This is a genomic window from Sphingobacterium alkalisoli (assembly GCF_005049105.1).
Taxonomy (GTDB): domain Bacteria; phylum Bacteroidota; class Bacteroidia; order Sphingobacteriales; family Sphingobacteriaceae; genus Sphingobacterium; species Sphingobacterium alkalisoli.
Genome location: NZ_SUKA01000004.1, coordinates 329,574 through 350,895, shown reverse-complemented (window position 1 = coordinate 350,895; position 21,322 = coordinate 329,574). Strand labels below are relative to the sequence as shown.

General features: G+C 39.8%; 14 protein-coding genes. 5 read left to right on the top strand and 9 right to left on the bottom strand.

Annotated elements, in window-relative coordinates:
- The first annotated feature begins 2 nt into the window (after positions 1-2).
- A complete protein-coding gene (locus FAZ19_RS14590; protein ID WP_136821484.1) occupies positions 3-1,043 on the top strand; it encodes an alpha/beta hydrolase family protein in 1,041 nt (346 codons plus the stop codon).
- Between the two features lie 16 nt (positions 1,044-1,059).
- Here FAZ19_RS14590 and FAZ19_RS14585 read toward each other — a convergent pair whose 3' ends face one another.
- Together FAZ19_RS14585 and FAZ19_RS14580 are read right to left on the bottom strand one after the other, a co-directional pair.
- Positions 1,060-1,770: an SDR family NAD(P)-dependent oxidoreductase gene (locus FAZ19_RS14585; protein ID WP_136821483.1), complete on the bottom strand. Its 711-nt coding sequence runs from the start codon at positions 1,768-1,770 to the stop codon at positions 1,060-1,062.
- Complete coding sequence (locus FAZ19_RS14580; RefSeq protein WP_136821482.1) at positions 1,771-2,700, bottom strand: lysylphosphatidylglycerol synthase transmembrane domain-containing protein; 930 nt, start codon at positions 2,698-2,700, stop codon at positions 1,771-1,773. It abuts the gene before it with no gap.
- 185 nt (positions 2,701-2,885) lie between these two features.
- Between FAZ19_RS14580 and FAZ19_RS14575 the strand changes: the two genes are divergently transcribed.
- Positions 2,886-3,446 carry a lipocalin family protein gene (locus FAZ19_RS14575; RefSeq protein ID WP_136821481.1) on the top strand — a complete coding sequence of 187 codons (561 nt, stop codon included), beginning with the start codon at positions 2,886-2,888 and terminating at the stop codon, positions 3,444-3,446.
- 61 nt (positions 3,447-3,507) lie between these two features.
- Here FAZ19_RS14575 and FAZ19_RS14570 read toward each other — a convergent pair whose 3' ends face one another.
- The gene (locus tag FAZ19_RS14570) at positions 3,508-4,680 is read right to left on the bottom strand and encodes a trans-sulfuration enzyme family protein (protein ID WP_136821480.1); all 1,173 of its coding nucleotides are present in this window, start codon (positions 4,678-4,680) and stop codon (positions 3,508-3,510) included.
- Between the two features lie 160 nt (positions 4,681-4,840).
- On the opposite strand from FAZ19_RS14570, the gene FAZ19_RS14565 reads away from it, so the two are divergent.
- Both FAZ19_RS14565 and FAZ19_RS14560 read left to right on the top strand, forming a co-directional pair.
- A complete protein-coding gene (locus tag FAZ19_RS14565; protein WP_136821479.1) occupies positions 4,841-6,733 on the top strand; it encodes an alpha-L-fucosidase in 1,893 nt (630 codons plus the stop codon).
- Between the two features lie 323 nt (positions 6,734-7,056).
- On the top strand, positions 7,057-8,529 hold the full coding sequence (locus tag FAZ19_RS14560; RefSeq protein ID WP_136821478.1) for a hypothetical protein: 1,473 nt from the start codon (positions 7,057-7,059) through the stop codon (positions 8,527-8,529).
- Positions 8,530-8,603: 74 nt separating this feature from the next.
- On the opposite strand, the gene FAZ19_RS14555 is transcribed toward FAZ19_RS14560, so the two are convergent.
- The 5 genes from FAZ19_RS14555 to FAZ19_RS14535 form a co-directional block, all read right to left on the bottom strand.
- A complete protein-coding gene (locus FAZ19_RS14555) occupies positions 8,604-13,442 on the bottom strand; it encodes a DNA repair ATPase (RefSeq protein ID WP_136821477.1) in 4,839 nt (1,612 codons plus the stop codon).
- Between the two features lie 174 nt (positions 13,443-13,616).
- Complete coding sequence (locus FAZ19_RS14550; protein ID WP_136821476.1) at positions 13,617-15,734, bottom strand: SPFH domain-containing protein; 2,118 nt, start codon at positions 15,732-15,734, stop codon at positions 13,617-13,619.
- Between the two features lie 22 nt (positions 15,735-15,756).
- On the bottom strand, positions 15,757-16,440 hold the full coding sequence (locus FAZ19_RS14545; RefSeq protein ID WP_136821475.1) for a hypothetical protein: 684 nt from the start codon (positions 16,438-16,440) through the stop codon (positions 15,757-15,759).
- 44 nt (positions 16,441-16,484) lie between these two features.
- Positions 16,485-17,195: a PspA/IM30 family protein gene (locus tag FAZ19_RS14540; protein WP_229707589.1), complete on the bottom strand. Its 711-nt coding sequence runs from the start codon at positions 17,193-17,195 to the stop codon at positions 16,485-16,487.
- Positions 17,196-17,212: 17 nt separating this feature from the next.
- Positions 17,213-17,602, bottom strand: coding sequence for a type III secretion system chaperone family protein (locus FAZ19_RS14535; RefSeq protein ID WP_136821474.1), 390 nt, complete (start codon positions 17,600-17,602; stop codon positions 17,213-17,215).
- A 92-nt stretch (positions 17,603-17,694) separates the two neighbouring features.
- Here FAZ19_RS14535 and FAZ19_RS14530 point away from each other — a divergent pair, with 92 nt between their 5' ends.
- Positions 17,695-18,357, top strand: a complete 663-nt coding sequence (locus FAZ19_RS14530) for a helix-turn-helix domain-containing protein (protein WP_136821473.1) — start codon at positions 17,695-17,697, stop codon at positions 18,355-18,357.
- Between the two features lie 94 nt (positions 18,358-18,451).
- Here the strand turns inward: FAZ19_RS14530 and uvrA are convergent, their stop codons facing one another.
- Positions 18,452-21,292 carry an excinuclease ABC subunit UvrA gene (uvrA, locus tag FAZ19_RS14525; RefSeq protein ID WP_136821472.1) on the bottom strand — a complete coding sequence of 947 codons (2,841 nt, stop codon included), beginning with the start codon at positions 21,290-21,292 and terminating at the stop codon, positions 18,452-18,454.
- Positions 21,293-21,322 lie beyond the last annotated feature (30 nt).

Here is a 21,322-nt window from a genome sequence, read left to right as displayed (position 1 = left end):
ATATGAAACAATTTTACCTTCTGTTTTTCTTGGTAGTACATTCGTGTTTAGGGTATGCCAGACCTGTTCAGCTTCCTGCCGCTCCTTATCAATATGATACATTGGAAGTTGTTTTCACGAATACATACGATGATGTACAGCTTGCTGGTACGCTTTCTTTCCCAGCGGACAAAGGCCGGCACCCGGCGGTAATTATGTTGACCGGATCCGGAGCGCAAAATCGGGACGAAGAAATGGCAGGTCACAAACCTTTTAAGGTTATAGCGGATTATTTGACGCGCCGGGGGATCGTGGTGCTTCGCTATGACGACCGAGGTGTCGGTAAAAGTAAGGGACAATTTGACAATAGCACAATAGGAGACTTTAGTAAGGATGCGCTTGCTGCATTAGCTTATCTGAAAAAGCAAGATCATGTTGATGTACATAAAATAGGTTTTATTGGTCATAGTGAGGGCGGTTTGATCGCTACGCTTTTGGCGGGGCAGAACGTACGTGATTTATCTTTTATCGTGTCATTAGCAGGTCCGGCTATTTCTATTGATCAGTTGATGGTTGATCAATTGTATGCTATCGGGAAAGCCTCAGGTATGAGTGACCCTGCGTTGGAAGCTGCTCGGGAAATAAATGAGAAAAATTTCGCTATTGTAAAAAGTGATTTAAATAATCAGGAAGCGTATCAAGCCTTAATGGAAAACATGAAAATGGTGCCCGGGTTCAAAGAAACTCCCGATTTGCTAGCTATGGTAAGTCCGGCATATCGTTACTTCCTGCGCATTGAGCCTGAAAGATATTTAAAGAAAATAAAAATTCCAGTATTTGCTGCTTTTGGATCGCTCGATGTACAGGTACCCGCCACCCGGAATCTAGAAAGCCTATATCGGTTTCTTCCCAAAAATTTAAAGTCTGTTTTGAAAGAATATGAAGGGCTAAACCACTTATTCCAACAGGCCAAAACTGGCCAGGTCACCGAATATGCACAAATAAAGGAGACATTCAATGAACGTGTCTTGAATGATGTCGCAGATTGGATCACGGCATTATAAATGTCTTCTCGATTATCTAGGGGGTAGTATTAGAGACCGGCAGTATTTTTCCGTTGTAGTATTTGCTTCCATTTTGGGCAAATTCAGCGACATATCTTCCCATTTCAAAAGCTAAAGTTCCTGCCTGTAGATCTGGAAAAGCAGCCTCAAACATTTCGGTTTGTGACGATCCCAAAGCAAGACAGTTTACTTTAATATTCTGCTCTTTAAATTCTTCCGCTAAGCATTCGGTTAATATTCCTAACGCCCCCTTACTGGCAGAATATGCGCTGAGGCCAGAAAATTTTACGGAGCCTTGAACCCCTCCCATGCTGCTAATGTTTACGATATGGCCTCCATTTGTCATCAGCGGTACGATATGTTTTATCATGTTTACATGCCCTAACACGTTTGTCTGTAGCATCTGCGCAAATTCTTCCGGAGAAGTTTCTAAAAAAGACTTTTTTACCAATGCGCCCGCATTATTAATCAAAATATCAACGGTTTCAAATTTTGATTTAATAAACGGGATCAACGAATCTGCATAATTGTCGTAAACAATGTCAAATTGCGCAGGATACAGTTTTCCGCCGTCATAGTTGAGGGATGAAGCAATTTCATGTAGCTTCCGTAGTTTGTCGCCTGACCTTGCCAACGCGATGACATGGTGCTCTTTATTTGCGGTGAGATCTAAAACGGTTTCGAAACCTATTCCACTACTTGCTCCTGTGATGATGATATTTGCCATTTAAATTTCTTCGTTTGTATTGTCGTCGTCAATTTCTTGTTCTACTTCTGCGGCACTAGGTAGTTTCTCCGTTCCTAGGCGTTGTGGTCTAAATATATAATAGATCCCCGAGGTGGCGGTGATTAAAGAGATTACATAAAAAAATAAACTTAAAAGTATTGCTGTATGCTCTTCAATCTGAATATATTTTGCTGCTTCAAGGGCAAAAAGCTCACGAAGACCTATCCCACCTCCTATGGAGGGAATGATGGCCACTAGTGAAGATACTAAAAATATGAGTAAGTAGGGTGAAAATTTGTCGTCAAAATTTAGTGCGTATAATATAAAAATGGCACACAATGTTTGAAAGCTCTGTACAAGCAGCGCCTTAGTGTGTGTTTGAAAAAAGCGCTTTGCAAAAGGCTTGAAGAACACATGCAAAAAGGAATAGTAGGATATTGTACCAATGGCTGCTATAGTAATAGTGGCAGCATGGGGAATAGCGAGACGAGGCATAAACACAACCAATGCACAAATGATAATACCGAGTGCCCACAGTCCGCTTAGCCGATCAAAAAATACAGCACTTAGTACTTTTCGGCCCGAAATATCATGGTTCTTCTTCAGAAAATATACTTTATACCCGTCACCTCCAATCCCCCCCGGTAAAAAAAAATTATAGAGTAGCCCCAATTGATAAAGCCGTAGATTGTAACGTTCCGAAAGGATTAAATGAATGGTTTTGAAGAAGCTATTGAGGCGTGAGGAGGCTATCGCCTGAGAAATGATATAACTTAACAAGGCAAGAAGTAAAAACCACCAATCGCAGTCTATTAATGCATGTTTTAATTCAACAAAATCAATCTTTCGGGATACCCAATACAGTGCGCCAGATGTCACGATGACTTTAAAAATATTTTTCGTAATGCTCCAAGCTTTTTTATTGTCCATTTAAATTTTAATATACGAGGTAGACAAAAGTAATGAATTCTTTATAATACCGAATAATTCGAATAGACAGTTCGTATAGCCCAAATTTCGCTTGTGGTATGATTTTTGGATGTCATGACAATTAATAACAAAATATATCTAAGTTTGTAACTGTACATCAATAGATTTTTAATAATTTTTATCTTATGCGTAGACATATTCTTTCCGTAGTCTCACTTTTCACAGTGGTATTATTATTGGCATCGTGTGGTGCTCCGAAAAAAGGAACTTCAGGTTCTTCTTCTGGTACGTCGACTTCTGCTTCAGGTCCTTCTGCTTCTCAATGGAGATCGGGTGTAAAGGGCAATTGGGTGCTAAATACGGTCACTAGGGAAGATATCCCTGCGGCTTATACCATCAAAAATATTTTTGATGAAGCTCCGGTAGATTGTTTTGTTGGAAGTATTTGGAACCTTCCCGGCGGTAATTATAGAGGAAGTATTACGTTCAATGCCGACGGGACGTTGTGCGCCAATGGAGCTGTACGTACTATTGTATGGTCTATCTACGGTGGGTCTGCAGTAGATGAACCTCAATTTCAATTTAAGAAGATCTATGCTGGCGATAAAGCTGCAAATGTCACTACGGGATATCGTATGAATCTCTCATTTGCTGATGGCGAGACCTTGGTCATGAAAATGCCTATTCCATTAGATAATGGACAACAAGGTAGCCTAGTCTTTAACTTTACAAAAGTTGCTAAATAAGAATAGCTACTATCATGGTATAATTCCAACTAAAAAAAGACATGAGAATCCAGGTCTTTTTTTAGTTGGAATTCACTAGCGCTTGTAGGATGTCGCCTATTATATCTTCTTTATCTTCCAGACCCACGGATAATCGTACACTTCCTGGTTTTATTCCCAGATGATTACGCTCTTCCTCGGTCAGTTTAACATGGGTAGTTGTTGCCGGATGCGTCGCAATGGATCTGGAGTCTCCTAAATTGGAAGTGTAAAGTATCATCTCTAATTTATCCAAGAATCGGAATGCTCTGTCTTTTCCACCTTTTACTTCAAACGTAACAATACCTCCTCCTGCTTTCATCTGTTTTTTTGCCAAAGCATATTGAGGATGCGATGGTAAAAAAGGATATTTTACGTCTTCAATATCCGGATGATTCTCTAAAGCTTCAGCCAGCGCTAGAGCATTTGAACAATGTCGATCCATGCGAAGCGCTAGGGTGTCCAAACTTTTAGAGATGATCCACGCATTGAAGGGAGACATCGCCGGGCCGGTATGACGGATGAAAAACATCATTTTTTTAATCAACTCTTCTTTACCGACAACAACACCTCCAAGTACACGACCCTGACCATCCATATATTTCGTCGCAGAATGTATGGACAAATCAAATCCGTAGTCTAAGGGTTTCTGTAAATAAGGAGTCGCGAAGCAATTGTCGATCGAAAGAATAATCTCGGGGTATTTTTCTTTAAACTTACCCATCCATTCTAGATCAACAAGTTCAAGTCCGGGATTGGAAGGAGATTCTAAAAAAATAATTTTTGTATTCGGTTGAATCGCTTTTTCCCACTCATCGGGGTTGGCCGCGTCCACATAGCTCGTGGTAACTCCCCATTTAGGAAATAGCTGTGTAAATAACTGATGTGTGGAACCAAAAATCGCACGAGAAGAGATAATATGATCGCCATTTTCAATAAAGGCTGCGAAAGACGCAAATACTGCGGCCATTCCGGAAGAAAAAGCTAGGCCCGCTTCTGCATTTTCCAACGTACACACTTTATTGATAAATTCACTTGTATTTGGATTCGCGTAGCGAGAATAAACCATACCTTCTTCTTCTTCAGCGAATATAGCACGACCTTGTTCTGCGCTATCAAATATAAAACTTGAGGTAAGATATAGGGGAACGGAATGTTCACGTGTCGCTGAGCGAGGTGCTTGTTCCCGAATTATTTTGGACTGATCTTTCTTCATGATGTGCAAAGTTAAGTATTTGTTGTTTCAAGAGTTAGAATAATTTTGAGATTTTATAGTGATGGCCCATAACGTCGAAACAATTCACTTATATTGGTAACTGCCGACTTTATTTAAAATTCGGATTTAATTTCTATATTTAAGATTGCGAATTATTATTATGAAAAAATCTAGACTAGTTAACTATTTACTTTTTATTCCACTTTTCGGTTGTGCGCAGCAAGAACCAAAACCTTATGGCGTATTGCCTTCAGAAGGTCAATTAAGATGGCATGAGATGGAGACGTATTGCTTGATTCATTATACGCCGACCACCTTTCAGGATAAAGAATGGGGATTTGGTGATGCTGATCCCTCCATATTTAATCCAACGAGTTTTGATGCGAATCAGATTGCGAAAGCAGCAGCCTCAGCAGGCTTTAAGGGGCTCATCAGCGTAGCAAAACATCATGATGGTTTCTGTTTATGGCCTACTGCTACAACAGGTTACAATATAAAGCAATCTCCTTGGAAGAATGGGGAAGGAGATATGGTGAAAGAATTTATGCAGGCTTCACACGACCATGGACTAAAATTTGGTGTGTATTTATCTGCATGGGATCGCAACGATACACGATATGGGACACCTGCGTATGCAGATGCTTATCGCGCACAATTGACGGAGTTGATGACTAATTATGGGGAATTATTTACGTCATGGCACGACGGAGCCAATGGAGGGGATGGTTATTACGGTGGGAAAAACGAAAAGCGAACCATCGATCGGACAACGTACTATGAATGGCAGGAACGCACCTGGCCAATAGTTCGTGAACACCAGCCTTTGGCTGTTATTTTTTCGGATATCGGGCCCGATACCCGATGGGTAGGTAATGAACACGGATTCGCTGCGGAAACTTCTTGGGCGACCTTCACTCCCAAAGGTATAGATGGCCGTCCTCCAGTTCCGGGCGATTCGGATTATTCCAAATCGCCTATAGGCGACCGAAATGGTAAATATTGGATACCTGCTGAATGTGATGTGCCACAACGACCGGGATGGTTTTACCATGAAAATCAAGATGATAAAGTGAAAACCCCAGATCAACTGTTTGAGATCTATTTGAAATCTGTGGGGAGGGGAGGCGCAATGAATCTAGGGTTGGCTCCTATGCCTGAAGGTGTTTTACATCCAAATGATGTAAAATCGCTCGATGGATTTGGGAAAAAGGTGGCAGCGACGTTTTCAACTAACCTTGCTAAAGATGCTAAAATCGAGGCTTCTAACATCAGAGGCAATTCGAAGAAGTTCTCTACTGCTTTTATATTGGATGAAGATCGATATTCTTATTACGCATCGGATGATGAGGTGATTAATCCAACGCTAGTAATAACACTGAAAAATGAGCAGGAGTTTGATATAATTAGACTTCGCGAGAATATTAAACTTGGACAGCGTCTGGATAGTGTTCGTATTGATATGTGGGCAGATGGACAATGGAAGCATGTGGGTTCGGCAACAAGCATAGGCGCGTCTCGGCTTATTAAGTTAGATCAACCTATTCAAGCGCAGAAAATAAAGCTGAGTTTATTTGCTCCCGTGGCGCCTACGCTAAGTGATTTTGGCTTATTTAAAGAAGCAGCGTCTAATTTTTCGTTTGCAACGAAAGGAAACAACTTAGTCAAACTACGTGCCGACGAATATGGCCTTGAAGGCACTTCAGAGATGAAAAAGGCATATGATGACGATCCAAATACATTTGCTACGCTGATGCAATTTTCAAATGGTTTTGTTTTTACACTTCGTGAACCCATTAAAGGATTTTCCTATTTGCCACGACAAGATGGAAATAAAGAAGGCATTGCAACGAAATATAATATTGCTATAAGTGAAGATAATAAAAACTGGAAAACATTGACAGATGGGGAATTTTCGAATGTGTCGGCAAACCCAGTAGAACAAACCGTGCTATTCAATAATCCGGTTAGGACTACATATCTACGTTTTATACCAAAGGAAATTATAGGGAAATCATTTACTGTTGCTGAATTCGGATTATTAAAAGATGAATAGGTTTATAATAGTTGCATTTGTTGTTTTAGCGCTTTTAGTGTTGCTTCTGCACAGGACTTAAAATTATGATATAATTAACCGGCAGAGGACTGGCAAGAAAGTCTTCCTTTAGATAATGGTCTTCTGTGGGTGAGGCCAAAAAATTAGTGAACCAAAATTTTGTCTGCTCTGGCGCTGGTTCTGGACATGGGAGCGGAGCCGGCGTGCCGTGAAAACATTTGGTAATGAAAGGATTATTTTTTATATTAGCGTTTAATAACTAATTGTTTACAAAAAATTAAATATAAGTAATATTTGATTTTCCAATAAAACCGTACGTTGCCATGAAAAGTCAGCTACTGATGTTGTATAGACTTTCATTTATTTTCATTGCATTTTTTGTTGCTTCCTGTAGCGACGAAGTTCCTTTTGATGAACTATCTGAAGATCTTTATACTGTTAATTTCACCATTGATGGTTTTGCTGCCACACGAAGTCCTATCAAGAACAGTATCGGTCAGGCCAAAAAATTAGCCGATAATAATCCTTCCCGGACATCTACTGATACCGACGGTTATCTGTATTTTTGGTCGTTTAATAATGAAAGTCTGAATCCAGACATCATTATAGCTGGGGGCGGTTCTGCCACAATTACGTATAATAGTGGGAGTGTGCCGAGTAATTTCGTTAACTCGACATATGCTAACGAAAGTTATGCTGCCGGTAAAGCGCTGAGTGTAACAGGTGGACGTGAACTGTATATTAAAATGCCTACACAGCTTGCCACATCCGTTACGAGCTTTGGACTGGATATCGGTAGTACAGATACAGGTCCCAAGGATTTCGAATTGTACTATAGCTTGGATGATGGGGAGACCTATGAAACATTGGCGCTAATTAATCAGTTTGGATCGTTATCAAATAATGCTAAAAACTCCTTTGTATATGATCTTAGGGATAAAAATATTTCCAGTTCTTCTTTGTTGTTAAAATTCGTCTTCAAGGCTGGAGAACGGGGAAATGCAGGTGATTATGGATCTACAGGAGGAACCTTCCGCGTCGATAATATATATATGAAGGGTGTATCGGAATCTATTTCCGGACATACACTCAAAAAACTGCACTATAATATTTTTCATCGGGACAAAAACGAAATTGTGTATAGCGGGGTGGTAGATTATGAAGATAATACAGATATTCAAGTGCAGTTGCCTCTCGGTAAGTACTATGTGTGTTTCGTGTCAAATGCTTCGAAGCAGGAGCTATTGATGCCAACGGATCCGCTATGGAAAAGCTTCTACGTGAGTAATAAATTTTCCAACCATGAAGCAGAAATATTTGGCTACAGTAGTGAGCTCGAGGTTAACGCCGATGTACAATTGAATGTAGAACTCCGGAGGTGGTACAGTCAGGTCAAATTTGAATTCACCGATCCGATAGATCTATCAAGAGTTAAACGAATCCGGGTTAGCCAGGAACATGAACCTCTTTTCTTTTCACCATTTGTAACGGATCTAAGCAATCCGATATTGGATCAAAGTGATATAGATCTTAATATTGACGATCTTTCGGCCAACAAACAAATTTTGTTTCACCAATTCTTGGGAAACCTAAATGATTTAACATCTATATCGTATAAATTGGAAGTTTTTAACGAAAGCAATGAGTTAATGCGTTCGTTTATCGTGAACAGTACACTGAAGAATAATATGCAACTGGTCTTTCGGGGAGAACTGTTGAAGGATTTGCCACAATCCCTCGGATTCACGGTTACCAAAAATGAAAATTGGGGTGATAATAAGGAGGAAAATTTTTAGATTAAGTGTAATACGTCATCGAACCAGAAAAGCACTATAATGCAGGTCTTTTTCGATAACGTATCGTGCTGTTACTACTTGCCTCTTATAGCATGAATGATTCCTTCTAGATTATCGTTAAATTCCAATAGTTGTGCAAAGACTTTGTCATCCTTATTTAATCCGTTATGCTTGTTGTTTTTTCGAAATATCTCCTTTATTTCTGTCCATCGCTTTTGCTCCTCCGCTGTAATCAATCCGGCTAATTCCTTCAATTTAAGTAGATTGCTCTCCGTGTCGGCAGTCAATGTTTGGGACTCGCTCTCGTAATGGGCCAAGATGAGCTCATCAATTTCTTTGCTGTTCATCATTGGCACGACTGAGGCCACCAATTTATTCATGTTGCGATAAGAACCTTGCATTTTGAAAGCGGGTTCCGTACGGTAATCATCTTGCATAGCCGCACTTTGGATGTAATTTCTGTTGACTTTGACGACTAGGTTTCGAATAGTTAGGATGTGCTTTAATACGGCTACAAAATCATCAATTTCTTGTTTTAGATAGTTTCCCTCCAGATCGGGTAATTGTTCTGCGCTGGACTGTGCCACTTCAATTAATGCATAGAAATCGGTGAATGATTTGCTGGCAATTTTTTCCAAATATGGGTTTTCTATTGCCGCATTTTCGATCAAGCTCAGATTGAAGAGATGCTCTGTGTCTCCTATTACATCTCCCAGGTTATATACATCGGCGCGGTTCGCTAGCATATCTGGTATTTGGAACTTAGAACCACTTTCTGTATATGGATTACCGGCCATTACAATACAGAAGCGTTTTCCCCGTAGATCATATGTTTTGCTTTCGCCTTCGAATATACCATCCATTTTACGTTGACCATCGGCCAAGGAAATGAATTTTTGTAAGAATTCCGTATTGAGGTGTTGGATGTCATCGAGGTATAACATCACATTGTCTGCCATTTCGAAAGCCAGATTTATTTTCTTTAATTCTTCCCGTTCCCCGGAAGTTTTGGCTTCAACTGGATCTATCGAGGTAATGGAATGTCCTATAGTCGGTCCGTTGATTTTAACAAAATGAAGTCCCATGGTTTTTGCCAGGTATTCCATCAATGTCGTTTTACCATATCCTGGAGGGGAGATTAATAGTAACATCCCCATTCTAGCAGTTCTTTTATTGTCGCCGGCGGCCCCCAACTGTTTCGCTAAATTGTTTCCGATTAACGGGAAATATACTTCGTTGATCAATTTGTTACGCACGAACGAAGTGAGGACTTTGGGTTCGAATTCGTGAATTTTTAGTTCCTTCTCATATCCCTTGCTCAATTGTTCTTTTACCTTTAAAAAATCTTCAAAGCGAGGTACTTTGTTGTCAGTGAAGTTTGCTAGCCGCTGAATAAAATTGTGATAATTAATATGTAAATGTCCATTATTTAATATAGAATGATTCCCTTTCAGTCCTTCTAGATCCGCTTCATCTTTACTGAAGATCAACTGGTAATCGTCTTTTGGGAATAGTAAAACGGTAGCGGTTTCTTCAATATACATACGATATATTTCGGAGGGTGTATTTTCGTCAATGAAGGCGTCTAGCCAATTTACTATTAAATAGAAGCGATCTTCAAGGGCATATTGTTCATTTTCTAAATCGGATTGAAAATCTCTTAATGATTTCTTGTTTTCCAACAAATGGTAAAATTCGCGTTTCAACTGATCAGCATTTTCACTTAACACCAGTTTGCCATATTTAGTGAATGTCTTAAAAAGGTATGTCGCCACAGTTTCCCCCTTAGTATCGCTCAAGTCGAGTGCAGTTTCCCACATATTAAATTGCATGACGATTTTGTCGATCACCGATTGATAGCGTTTTGAATGGGGAAACACCTTCAACACTGCATGTGAAGAATGTATAAATGAGCTTAACTTTTCACGTTGATCTTCGGGTAGTGAATGCCAAAACAGCTGCGCGGTAGCACGTAGATGCGAATCGTAACGTAGTAAATCCAACTTTTCGTCTAGTTGCTTAAGGCTTCGGAAAATTTGTAATGCATCAAAATTGTGGACACCCTTTACGTAGCTTTCACTGTAATTTTGTTCTACATTTTGTGTAATAAACTGTTCTGCATTAAAATCCCTTTGCTGTTGAGAGGCCATAAAGGTCTTGTAAGCTAAATATTCCGCGCGATAAACTTCTGCATTTTCGGAAACCAGTTCTTGCTCCCAAATATCTTTGTATGCGGTAATCCTGCTGTCTCCAACTTTTTGGTAAAAGTTAGTACCTGTCAGGTGGTAGAACAACTCATCGTTACGACGTAATAAAGTTAAACTTAAGGACTGGTTGTTTACGGCAAATTTGTGTTTGCCTAAAGCAATGATATTTTCTCCATCGACGTATAATTCTGTTTTGTCGCGTAAGATGCGTAAGGCGTCTTCTTGGGATTTTTTGAGTTGATTTTCTAAATTCTCTGCTTTGGAGATATCGTCTAATGTTTTGAGTTCGCTTACCAATTGGCGAATTTTTCCAATCATTAAATCAGACGCATAAAAACTCAATATTTCATTTCGTGATGTTAGGGTTTTCGATTTGTTCTCGATATTTTTTAATACGCGTAACCCAATTTGTTCTAAGGAAGATGTGCGTTTGTTTTTTTGTTCAACGATTTGTTCGCGACGTGAATTGAAGGCTTTAATGACGTCATCTCGTTTATCCGCTATTTTTAGCGCAAAATCATCAAATTCGGAAAATTTGCTTTCTATTTCTTCTAGATGGACGACAATTTTGGTGTAATATTCTTCTACTTTTTCTGCCGAGGTCGACAGCTCCAGATAATTTGTTACAGACTGTTCCAGCAGGGTCAGTTGAGCAGAGAATTCAGCAATAGCCTCTTTGCTTTTTAAACTGTTTAATTTTCGGGTTAGTTGCGCGCGAACTTCGTTCAATGAGGAAAAAATAACCGATATTTTCTCAATTATTTTAGTGGTCTGTGTTGCATCCTCAATTTTTAAGCTGTTTAGAATGTCGATCAGCAATTCTAATTCTCCCGAAATACCGGAGTTTGCTTCTTCAATAGCTCTGGCGTCGAACACTTTGGTGATTTCTTCGACTTTGCCTTTTTGATCTGACACCTTTTGTTCATAGGGAACCAATGCTTCGTCGCGCAGTAAGAATTCGACAGTCTTTGTAGATAGCGAAGATGTGATTCCGCTCAATTTTTCCAGGAGCATATCTACCCGTTGAATATCCACGTATTTGATATTTTTTAGGTCGATCACCTCGCCTTGTAAACGGCGTGAATCTGCCAGCTGATGTACCAATTGATCCAGTGTGTTGACGACAGTACTGTTGACTTTAAACGTAAGGTTTTCTAGTCTTTCTTCTGTGGCGTGTAGCAATTCTTCGGCATGCTTTCGCTGCGCCTGTACTTTTACAAATTCATCGATAGCGGCGTTGGCCACTTCTTGAATTTGGATCAGCGGTTGTCCTAAATTTTTAAGTGCCTCATCTTTTATCCAAAAATAGGAGTCAAGTAGCGAGGTTGTTTTCTTGAGTATATCCTCATACAAACCCTCGTATGAATCTTCTTTGTTAACCAGTTGAATGACCTCTTGAGATTCTGCCATTGCCTGGACAATTTGTTTATTGCCCACTTTATATAACGGATCTTCTTTTCGGTCTTCATTTTCCTGTAGGATGGCCATGTAAGGTGTTTCCCAGATCTGTACCTGATGGTGACGAGTGGCTTCGGGATCTGTTCGGAAATAGATGAGACTCCCATCTTTGAAAATTGTATATCCGTTGCAGACGATCGGTGTCTCTACCGCTTGCTGGATAATGTTGTACGACATTAAAATGTACGTATTGGTACTCCGTTGCGTAAAGATGTAAAGATAGTCTTCGCCATTAGGTGAAGCTATTTTTCGAAGAAAGGATACATTGTCTAACTTGGCATCGAAGATCTTATGCGTTCCATTTTGGAGGTAATATCCATTTGAAAAGATAATGCCTTGGTTATCCGGAAGCAAAATAGCAGATTCATTTAAAGAAGACAGGTTAATGACTTCTTTCGTTCGTACATTAAATACATAAGCTCGAAATTCTTCCTGATAAGGTTTGATGCGGATCGCGATCAGGTTTCCTAAATCAGCATAATAATACTCGGCATCATCTAGCTGCTGATCAAGATTGCTTACCTTCTCGGAGTAAATGCCTTTTCCGGACTCAGTATTGTCTTCTATTTTGAATGTAATATTTCCATGTAAGGCTTCGATAAAAACTTTGTCTAAAATGGACATGTGGGGGAATTTCCCCAATCTACGATCGTCCAGTATTGTTTTTATCCAGTCAAATTCAAACTGAGGAGATAGTTTGACTTCGTGGATACTTCGGTCGTCCTGATAATGCAGTTTGCGGTCCTTGATTAGCCATTTGAATGCTTTGAGATCTTCCGGATTCTTGCTGGTCTGGAAAATCATGTACAGGTAGTTTTCTGTACGACGGAACTTTGAAAAGATGGAATCGCGGTAGTACTTGTATAAATTTTGGTAGTCAGTAGTGAAATTTGCGTCATTAATCAAATCCAACGACTGCGGAATAAATTGATCGTTTTCAAACGTGTAAATGCTGAAAACATCAGCCAGGTTTATCTCGTTTCGTAATCCAAAATGTACATTATATCCAAAGATACACAACTTGTCGAGGGCTACGATGCCGCGTGCTTCACAGTTGTTCTCGGTGGTGATCCGCTGATTGGCTTTAAGTACAAAGCTCGTGGAATTGAACACCTCTTTACGCGCTTCGTTGAGGAGTTTTAATCGGCTCGATAGCTCTTCTTTTTGGGAAAGAAGGCGCTTTCTGATAATTTCATAAGCACCAGAATCCAGTGTATCCGTACTTTTAATTTCCTTTTCTTGTAGCATATAAATAGGTAGCCCTTTTGGGTATATATGACGTCTATAGTCTGTTTTTATTTGGAATGTTAACTCCTGAAATTATACTCTTTTGTGTCTTATTGTTCCGTCCCGCAATGACGACAAACGCATTCGCCATTGCAAGAGGAACGAGGCCCACTCAGTTACAGCGGACAAACTTGGCTATATTAATTTCTTGTTCGAAATGCCCAAATTCTTGGCAAGACCAAATAATGAATTGATAAATCCGGTATCCTCATTGTCTTCCGCTTCTTTGGCTGCCTGTTGTAATTTGATTAGGGCTGCGGAGACAGTCAGATTTTTAATGTCATTCGATGAGATTCCATATTTATCAGCTAATCCGCGGACTTTTTCTGCTAAATCACCTTTTCCATCAGGACCCAATAAAGAATCTTTGATATCTAACGCATGTCTGGAATTGTTGATTAAGTGATCGAAACCTTTTGAATTCGAAACTTGGCGAACAATATTTTCGAAGAACATGGTTTCGCCACCTACGATATCAATCTTCGCGGATTTTAAGGCTTCTGCTAAGACACTTGATTGAGCTGCCGCAATATCTTTTTGGATATTGATGTGTGCAAGCTCGATGTCCCGTTCTTTTTGTAACTGTAACTTGAATTCTTCGTGATCTTTTCCTACACCGTCCAATTTCTTCATGGCTTCCGCTTTCTCTTCTATACCTCTGGCTTCTGCCATCGCTTTTTCACGAATGATTTCTGCTTCCATCAAACCCTCCTTACGCATGGCATCCGCTTTTTTCTCTACAATGTTTGCTTCTGCAGCACCTTGGATTTGAGCTGCTTCTGCTTTTGCAATCATGACTTCAGCTTCTGATAAGCCTAAAGCAGCATCTTCTTTCGCTTGTGCTTCTGCAATGATTTTGCGAGCTTCGGCATCCTTCGCAGAAGCCTCTTTCTTTGCATCGGCTTCAATGAGTACTTCCTGTGCTTTCTTTTCGGCTATTTTAAGGGAGGCATCTGCATCAATTACTTTTTTCTCTGCTTCCTGTTCTGCGGCAATCTTGGCTGCTTCAGCTGCCTTTACGGTGGAAATTAATTTTTCTTCCGCTTCCTGGGAAGCAGCTATTACACCAGCTTGTTTAATACGTTCCACTTCACGGAAAACCTCCAGATCTTTAACACCTTGTTGTTCTTCAATAACCCCTTTTTCCAGTTGGACACGCTCTTTAATCACCCCTTGAATACTCTTTTTCTCGGTTTCAATAGATCGCTCTTTATCAATTTGGGCTAGGGTCACAATACGTTCGCGTTCCGTCTGTTCCAACGCTCGGTCTTTTTCTACACGTTCTGTCTCTACAGCGTCCGTACGCAATTTGTTTTTTTCCGCGATAATGATCTGACGCAGTTTGTTTTCTTCTTGAATAGCTAAGGATTCTTCGGTAGAAATACGAACGGTCTCTGCCTTTAGCCGTTCTTCTTCACGAACTTTCGTTATCTCGGCTTCCTCACGGGCTTTAATGTTATCTATCTCGCGACGTTGTTTTTCTTCTTTTTCTGCTAATTGCCGTTCCAATTCTAAAATAGCTTCACGAGCTTCTACATTCTGCTTTTTGATTACTTTTTCCTCTTCACGACGAATAAGATTGGCGTTCATATTTTGCCTGGCCGTTAGTTCCGTGATTTTTTTGATACCCTCCGAATCCAAGATGTTTTCGGTACTCAAAAACTGAAGTTCGGTTTGCTCTAAATAATCAATTGCACAGTCGTCTAGGATATATCCATTTAAATCCGTACCGATGATATTGAGTATCTCGTCACGAAATTCGCGCCTTGCTTCGTACAGTTCAATAAAGTCGAATTTTTTACCAACTGTTTTCAGCGCCTCGGAAAATTTGGCTTCAAAGATATTTTTTAATGTTTCTGGCTCACTTGCGCGATCACAACCCAAGTTTTGTGCTACATTAATGACGTCATCAACGGATTTGTTGACGCGAACGAAGAAAGCTACTTTGATATCCGCACGAATGTTGTCTTTACAGATTAAGCCGTCACCTTGCATGCGGGCGATTTCGATTTTTTTAATGGAAATATCCATGATTTCCATTTTATGGAATACAGGAATCACGTACATACCTTTATTGAACGCTACTTTTGATCCGCCAATACCTGTACGTACGATTGATTTACCTTGAGGAATCTTCTTGTAGAACATACTTAATACAATGAAGAAGGCGACGATCAGAAAGATGATAGCACCTATTCCTATCAAGATGACTCCAGTGATGCCATCTATGAATAATAATGTGTTATTTGTCATTTAGTTGATATGGTTTTTGTGATTAAATGTTGTTTAAATTTATATCCTTTGTTACGTAATAGTATTTTTTGTCAGGGGTTTCGTCGATCACGACGATATCGTCACCATAATTTATCGTTTCGCCACTTTTACTTTTTACATTGAGTCGGATTACATCCTTATCCACGATAAATTCTGCAGAGCCTACATTTTCTCCCTGTATAGTAGATCGCATTTTACCGGATCGTCCCAAAAAATCAAGTGCCTCTTCGCCAAAATAACCTACATTTTTATAGAGCCTAACTACCGGAATAGTAACATAATGCATTAAAAAATAGGTTAACAAGAATATTGGAAGGAGCACAAAAACAGATTTCCATCCATATGAAGAAAGGTTAAATACGAAGGAAGATGCAATTGTTATCATCCAGCCGATAAATTTGAATAACGTCACGATTACCATGAGTGGTGCTTTGCCAATATTTATAAAATCCATAGCTTTAGATAAAAAGGATGGCTGTATGTCGCCGTTGGTATCCAAATCATCCGGCGAATCGATATCTTGTATATCCCCGCCCTCAAAATCGACATCAACAGTGGTATCTCCAAAATCAAAACCGTCTCCCAGAAACATAGTAAGAAGCCAGTACAATAAAGATATACTGGTCAGAGTAGTCATTATTGCATTCGGCAATGGATTAAATAACAGGTCTAGAATTTCAGCCATTGTATTGTTTTTAATTTGTTATCGTTAAATGTTGCCCGTCTATATTACATATCAGTTCTGTTCTTTAATCCTAGCTGTTTTTTCAACTCGTTTAATTCTTCAGAAACTGCTTTATTTACCTCATCAAGCTGATTGAATTTGTCCGCTGCGTTCTGCGCTGCGATTTCTCCATAAGCATCCGCTAAGGATGCATCAGTTGCTACTTTTGCCTTCAATCGCTCTAGCATATCAATTGTGCTATTATTCTCCATATTAGCTATTTGCTTATTTGCTAACTCCGATGCAGTGCTCACTTTTTGTTTGGCTCTTAAAGTTGTTAATTCTTTTTCCCATTTAGAAATGTTTAGTTGTAAAATTTCGAGATTTTGAGCAACTTCGTTTAACGTAAGTTTGTGGCCTTCTACTTGTGTCTGTAATGTAAGTGTATGTTCTATAAGATCTTTTTTTTGTAATAAGGCTTCTTTCGCCAGCTTATTTGCAGCTTCCGTTGTAATTTCACCTGTATTGGCCTTTAATAGGATTCGCATAGCTTTATCCTCCAGTTGCTTTATTTTTTCCTTATTCTCCGCAATTTTATTGTCAGAGCGAATCTGAAATGCCTTGGCTTTAGCATATCGCTCCGTTGTGGTCGCAAGTTCTTCTTTTAGATCACGGATTCCTTGTTCGGTCATGCTGATCGGGTCTTCCATCTTATCTACTAATGCGTGGATCTCGGATTGCCCGATTTTTAAAAGCCTTTTAAAAATATTCATCATGTTATTGTGTATCGCTGTTATAATTTTGAAAACTTAATTAACTGTTCATAATATTCGCTTAGAAGCAAGGAAAGGGAATTAATAGCTGCCTCAAATTCGTTTTGATCAAGATTGTGTAATTGTAATGTATAACGGAATATAGCGCGTCTTCCATCCTCTGTTAGTGCAAAAGCGCCATGTACGATATCTCGGTTCTTGATCAACATAGATCTGAATGTAAACAGATTGTCTTCGCGTAAGGTAAAGAGATATTGCTCGAAAATAATGATAGGAGGCGCGACCCCTATAATGAGGTTCCGGATACCATCTGATTCGCTTTCTACAAGAAGTACACCATCTTTTGCATTCTTCGATACTATTGTGAAATCTAGATCAGTAATGAATTTTTCTACCTTTTTAAAATGCATTGGCTAATAATTTTATATATTTGCTTATTATGTTTGCATAAAGGTAGTAAATGCAAAAATATTTTGCAATACTTTTTTGAAAAAAATTATAAATGAGTCAGATCGGGAACAACATTAAGAAACTTCGTAAAGTGAAGGGGTTAAGTCAGCAGGCATTTGCGGAACTTTTTGGACTAACGAGAGGTAATATTTCGTCCTACGAAGAATTTAGAGCGGAACCTCGCATCGAAGTTATTTTGCAGATTGCAAAATATTTTAGCATACCCGTGGCTGAATTGCTTGAAAAACAACTGACGGTAAATGAAATTTTAAATTTCGAAGACTATTTTGTTGAGGAAAAGGGGGGAAAGAATACTAAAAATCTAGCGCAAATACCGTTCTTGGGAAGAGAGGCATTTCAGGTTGATCAAGGAGGGATAGGTTACCTTGCCGATTTACCACAGATATATTTTCCTGCCTATAGTAAAAGTAGGTTTATGGCTGTCGAAAACAGTTCATTTATTCCAAGACCAGTGTCTTTTCCTTTTGAGGAAAATGCTGTCTTATTTTTTGAGCATGTAGAAGTAGATATTCTGCACACCCTCCATAAGCACTTCGGTCTTTACTTAAAGGGAGATGTTTTATTTTTTGGGCAGTATGAGGTAGAGGGAAAAGATATTGAGTTGGTATTGAATGACTGGAAGAAGGTGTCTTTCACTGCAGAAGAGGCGGAGTGTTTTTGGAAACTCTATGCCAAGTTTGAGAAGGTTTTCTGATATCCCAGTACATGAAGGATGAGAGATGCTACTAGACACTCTGCATCTCTCACTAATTTTTTTCTGAGGAGTGTTGCCGATAATCTTGAAGGCTTCATTCCATCTCCAACTTAAGGAATCGGGCTGTTTCACTATTTTTTTCTTTGATTAAGTCTTCGGGAATACCTGAGAATAGTAGTTTTCCTCCGTTTTTACCTCCTTCAGGCCCCATGTCGATTACCCAATCAGCTACTTTTACAACATCGAGGTTATGTTCAATAATCAGCACTGTATTTCCACGATCCACTAATCGATGGATTACATCAAGGAGAACGTTTACATCTTCGAAGTGTAGACCAGTTGTGGGTTCATCCAGAATATAAAAAGTATTCCCTGTATCTTTCTTAGAAAGCTCGGTTGCCAACTTGACACGTTGTGCCTCGCCACCTGATAGGGTCGTGGAGGATTGTCCTAAAGTGATGTAGCCCAATCCAACATCTTGCATAGTTTTTATTTTGCGGTAAATGGAAGGTATGTTTTCAAAGAAAGCCACCGCTTCATCAATACTCATATCCAGCACATCAGAAATCGATTTTCCGCGAAAACGTACTTCTAGTGTTTCCCGATTATACCGCTTTCCCTGACAGGTTTCGCATGGAACCTGTACGTCGGGTAAAAAGTTCATTTCGATAATTTTTAGACCTGCACCTTGGCATGTTTCACAACGTCCACCTTTTACATTGAAGGAAAAACGCCCTGGTTTGTAACCCCGAATCTTCGCTTCTGGTAGCTGAACATATAAGGTTCGTATATCAGAGAAAACTCCAGTGTAGGTAGAGGGATTAGATCGTGGTGTACGACCAATAGGACTTTGATCTATTTCGATTACCTTGTCAATCTCTTTAAGCCCTTCAATCCCTTTGTAGGGGAGAGGATGTGCTTTTGCACGAAAAAAATGATGGTTTAGAATAGGGTAGAGGGTGCCTGTTATTAAGCTGGATTTTCCCGATCCAGATACACCAGTTACCAAAATTAGTTTATTTAAAGGGAAATCAATCGTCACGTTTTTTAGATTATTTCCAGTTGCACCCACCAGGGTAAGGTGCTTGCCGTTCCCTTCGCGGCGTTTTGTAGGAATTGCTACTTGTTTTTTGCCGTTCAGGTATTCGGCAGTAAGTGATTTGGCTTTTAAGATGTCTGCGGGTCTACCCTCTGCGACAACCTGTCCCCCGTGGACACCTGCTTCGGGGCCCATATCGATAACGTAATCTGCATTCAAAATCATGTCTTTATCGTGCTCTACGACCAAGACGGAATTCCCTATGTCCCGTAGGTTTTTAAGTGAATTGATCAACCGTTCATTGTCACGTTGGTGAAGCCCAATGCTGGGTTCATCTAAGATATATAGAACATTGACCAACTGGGAACCTATTTGAGTCGCCAGACGGATACGTTGCGCTTCACCTCCTGATAGTGTTTTCGACGAACGGTCCAAGGTGAGATAGCTTAGGCCTACATCCAGTAGGAAGCCTAGGCGCGTGCGTATTTCTTTGAGTATTTCAGTTGCAATGGTGCGTTGACGCTCATCCAGACGATCTTCTAATTGATCAAACCATTCCATCAGCATAGAAATATCCATTGCCGCAAGCTCACTAATATTTTTGCTATCGATTTTAAAATGGAGTGACTCTCTTTTTAACCGGGCGCCTTGGCAAGTTGGACAGGCTACTTTCGTGCGAAAATCTTCCAACGAAGGAACGTCGTCATGCTGTTTTCCATTCATTTCTTCCAACATTTTGAAGACCCCGGAAAACTGAACACGATATTCGCGGGCGCCGTACGATCCGTAAGAAACGGATAGTGGAATAGGTTCGTCTATTCCGAATAGCAGCATATCAATCTGATCTTCCGTGAGTTTTTCAATCGGGGTTGCTAAATTGAAATCAAATTTGTTTGCTACAGCTTTTAATACCGCAAAATTCCAGGATTCACGAAGTGGCCCTAATGGAATTATTCCGCCTTTTTGTACGCTCAATTTACGATCTGGGATAACACTATTTTTATCAATTTCAAAAATGTATCCCAAACCGTCACATTTAGGACAAGCTCCATACGGTGAATTGAAAGAAAAAGAGTTAGGCTGTGGCTCATCATATGAAATACCGGATTCCGCATCCATTAAATAACGGCTGAAAAACTGCTCTTTATTTTCCTTATTAGCTATTTTTATAATTCCTTTTGCCGTTTTCATCGCCTGCATCACCGAGGTGTACAATCTTTTCTGATCTTTTTCATTAACCTGAAGACGATCTACTACCGTTTCAATATCATGAATTTTATAACGGTCTACCTGCATTTTAGGGACAAGATCCAGAATTTCGCCATCAACACGTACCTTAGTGTAGCCTTGTTTACGTATCTGTTCGAATAATTCACGATAATGTCCCTTGCGTCCTTTTACGACTGGAGCCAATATATATATAGCTTGGTCCGCAAATTCATCCAGGATACGTTGTACGATCTGCTCTTCAGACATACGCTCCATGCGTTTACCTGTCACGAACGAAAATGCTTCTCCCGCGCGCGCATAAAGCAGACGTAAGAAATCATATATTTCTGTAATGGTTCCTACAGTTGAACGTGGGTTTTTACTTGTAGTTTTTTGTTCAATAGAAATAACTGGACTCAACCCCGAAATCTTGTCCACGTCTGGTCGTTCCAATCCACCTAAAAACTGTCGGCTATACGCGGAAAATGTTTCCATATAGCGACGCTGCCCCTCCGCATAGATTGTGTCAAAGGCAAGTGATGATTTACCACTACCACTCAGGCCGGTGATAACCACCAACTGATTTCTTGGAAAGGATACATCAATGTTTTTAAGATTGTGAACACGCGCTCCAAATACTTCTACTTCACTTTGATCCCCTAGGTCTACTGCTTTTGATTTCGTCATTGAACATTGAGTTTTTGCAATTTGCAAAGT